The following is a 3,503-nucleotide window of genomic DNA, read 5'->3' as shown; positions in this document are numbered from 1 at the left end:
CGCGAGGCTGCATTCGCCGGTGCGCAGCGCCTGGATCGCCATGTGCAGCGCCACCAGCGACGACGAGCAGGCCGTATCGACGGTCACCGCCGGGCCCTCAAGGCCGAAGGTGTAGGAGATCCGGCCCGAGGCGACGCTGCCCGCGCTGCCGCTGCCCACCAGGCCCTCGAACCCCTGCGGGGAGGGGTAGAGCCGGGCCCCGTAGTCGCTGTACATCACGCCGGTGAAGACGCCGGTCCGGCTGCCGCGCAGCGTCGCCGGGTCGATGCCGGCCCGCTCGAAGGTCTCCCACGCCGTCTCCAGCAGCAGGCGCTGCTGCGGGTCGATGGCCAGGGCGTCACGCGGGCTGATGCCGAAGAAGGCGGGGTCGAAGTGGTCCCCGTCGTAGAGGAAGCCGCCTTCACGGGTGTAACAGGTGCCCTGCCGTTCCGGATCCGGGTCGTAGAGCTCGTCGGCGTCCCAGCCGCGTCCGACCGGGAAGTCGGAGACCGCGTCGCCGCCGTCGGCGACCAGCCGCCACAACTCCTCGGGCGAGCGGACCCCTCCCGGGTAGCGGCAGCCCATCCCGACGACGGCGATCGGTTCGTACGTCGCCGCCTCGACGTCCTGCAGGCGTTGCCGCGTCTGGTGCAAGTCGGCGGTCACCCACTTCAGGTAGTCGACCAGCTTCTCTTCGTTCGTCATGCGGAGCCGAACCTCCCGGGGGGTGAAGGGTGGGTGGGAGCAGCGGTGTCGGTCATTCCGCGGACCGCCCGAGTTCCTTGTCGATGAAGTCGAAGATCTCGTCGGGCGTCGCGGTCCCGAGCTTGTCGCTCACGTCGAGCGCGTCCACCGTCACCTCGGCGTCGCTCCACCGGGCCAACATCGTCTGGAGCCGCGCTCCGACGCGCTGGCGCGCCTCCGGGTCCTTGCCGACGACCGCGAGCGCGGTCTCCAACCGGTCGATGTCCGTCAGCACCGGCGTCGTCGCGTCGGGCGCGATGGTGCCGCGCAGGTAGCCGGCCAGCGTGGTCGGGCTCGGGTAGTCGAAGATCAGGGTGGCCGGGAGCCGTAGACCGGTGGCGCCGTTGAGCCGGTTGCGGAGCTCCACCGCGGTTAGCGAGTCGAAGCCCAGTTCCTTGAACGCCCGTGCCGGATCGACCTGTTCGGCCGAGGCGTGGCCCAGCACCGCGGCCACCTGCGCCCTGACCACGTTGAGCAGCACCGTCAGCTGCTCGGCCTCGGCGAGGCCCGCCAGCCGCCTTGTGAGGTCGGCTGCTGCGGAGCCGTCGCCGCCCGCGGCACGCCGCACGGCGGTCTTGACCAGCCCCCGCAGTACTGGGGGCAGCGCTCCCACGCCCGCCTGCCGCCGCAGGGTCACCAGGTCGAGTTTGGTGGGTGCGAGCGTGGCGTACGGGAGTCCGATCGCCGTGTCGAGAAGCGCCAGCCCTTCCTCCGAACTGAGCGGTGCTACACCGCTGCGGCTCATCCGGGCCAGGTCCGTAGCATCGAGATGGTCGGTCATACCGCTGCTCTCCTGCCACCTGCCCCACGCGAGCGAGGTGGCGTGGCGGCCGGCAGGACGGCGTCGTGTGGCGAGAGCGTCCAGGAAGGCGTTGGCGGCGGCGTAGTTGGCCTGCCCGGGGCTGCCGGCCGTCGCCGCGAAGGAGGAGAAGAGGACGAAGGCGGCCAGTTCGAGATGGGCGGTCTGCTGGTGCAGGTGCCAGGCCGCGTCCACCTTGGGGCGCAGCACGGCATCGAGCCGCTCGGGCGTCAGCGCTTGTACGGTCCCGTCGTCCAGGACGCCCGCGGTGTGGATGACGGCGGTCAGTGGGTGCTCGGCGCTGACCGAGGCCAGTAGGCCGGCCAGCGCTTCGGGGTTGGCGGTGTCGCAGGCGGCGATCGTCACGGTGGCACCGTGGGCGGTGAGTTCGGCTTCCAGTTCCAGGGCGCCTCCGGCGTCGGGGCCGCGCCGACTGGTCAGGAGGAGGTGGTTGATGCCGTGCTCGGCCACCAGGTGACGGGCTACGAAGGTGCCGAGGACCCCGGTGCCGCCGGTGACCAGGACCGTGCCCTCCCGGTTGAAGTCGAGGCGCTCGGCGTTGGTGTCGACGGTGGGCACCCGGGTGAGGCGGGGTGTGCTCGCGGTGCCGTTGCGGAGGGCGAGCTGGGGTTCGCCGGTGGCGAGGGCAGCCGGGAGGGCTTCGGCAGAGGCGTCGTCGATGTCCGCGAGCACGAAGCGGTCCGGGTTTTCCGTCTGGGCCGAGCGGACCAGCCCCCAGACGGCGGCCGCGGCGAGGTCGGTGACCTGTTCGTCGGCGGTGGTGGCGATGGCGCCGTGCGTGACCACCACCAGCTTCGCCTGGGCGTATCGCTCGTCGCCGAGCCACTGCTGGAGCAGGGCCAGAGTGCGCCGAACAGCGGCGTGAACAGCGTTCGGTACGTCGTCGTCCGCCGCCGCGGCGATGGGCGCCAGGACGAAGGCGGGAACGGTGTCCTCCGGCCTGAGGTCGGCGAAGTCGGTGAGGCCGTCGATGGCCGGTCCGCCCGGCGTCGTCGGGTGACCCCAGGTCAGCTCGTACAGGTCGTCGTAGTGGGTCGTGGCGCGCGTGGCCGCCAACTGCTCGGCGGAGACCGGGCGGACGGTCAGTCTGTCGATGGTGACGACGGGCGCCCCCGCCGGATCCACCAAGGTCAGGGACACCGTGTCAACCCCGGTGGGCGTGATCCGGGCCCGGACACTGGCCGCTCCACCGGAATGCAGCGTGATGCCGTTCCAGGCGAACGGCAGGCTCAGCGGTCCGGGGGTGTCGGAGGTGGCCGTCCGCAAGGCGATCGCGTGCAGGGTGGCGTCGAGGAGTGCGGGATGGATGCCGAAGCCGGTGGTGTCCGTGCCCTCGGGAAGCGTGATCTCGGCATACAGAGTTTCGCCGTCGCGCCAGGCGGCTTGCAGGCACTGGAAAAGCGGACCGTACCCCAGGCCGAAGTCGGTGAGCCGGTCGTAGAGGTCGGCGGTGTCGACGGGGGTGGCCTGGCTGGGCGGCCAGGCCATGGTGTTTTGAGTCGCGGGCTGGGCCGCTGCGGCGCTGAGCGTTCCGGTCGCATGCCGGATCCAGGGCAGCTCGTCGCTGTCCGACCCAGCGGTACGGGAGTGGACGGTCACCGCCCGTCGTCCGGCGTCGTCCGGCTCCTTGACGACCAGCTGGATCTGGGCTGCCGCGTCCGGCCGCAGCACCAGCGGTGCTTCGAGGGTTAGTTCCTCCACGTGCGGCGTGTCGAGCTGCTGGCCGGCGTGCAGGGCCAGGTCGAGGAACGCGGTGCCGGGCAGCAGCACGGTGTCCATGACCGCGTGGTCCGCCAGCCAGGGGTGCGTGCGAAGCGAGAGTTGGCCGGTGAAGAGCGTGGCCTGGCCGTCGGCGAGTTCCACGGATGCGCCGAGCAGCGGGTGCTCAGCGCTCTCCATACCCGCGGTGCTGAGGTCGCCGGTGCGGGCGGGGGCGTCGAGCCAGTAGCGCTGGTGTTGG

General features: G+C 71.6%; 2 protein-coding genes. Both read right to left on the bottom strand.

The features are described 5' to 3' along the window. The coding region (locus tag OO69_RS47975; protein WP_033287363.1) for a beta-ketoacyl synthase N-terminal-like domain-containing protein at positions 1-684 on the bottom strand (684 nt) is incomplete at its 3' end. A gap of 52 nt (positions 685-736) precedes the next feature. After that, on the bottom strand, positions 737-3,503 hold a 2,767-nt coding region (locus OO69_RS47970; protein ID WP_033287362.1), incomplete at its 5' end, for a type I polyketide synthase.

It is taken from the genome of Streptomyces sp. NRRL F-525 (genome assembly GCF_000716605.1).
Taxonomy (GTDB): Bacteria; Actinomycetota; Actinomycetes; order Streptomycetales; family Streptomycetaceae; genus Streptomyces.
Note: the sequence above shows the minus strand (reverse complement) of the source record. Positions and strands in the feature narration are given on the sequence as shown.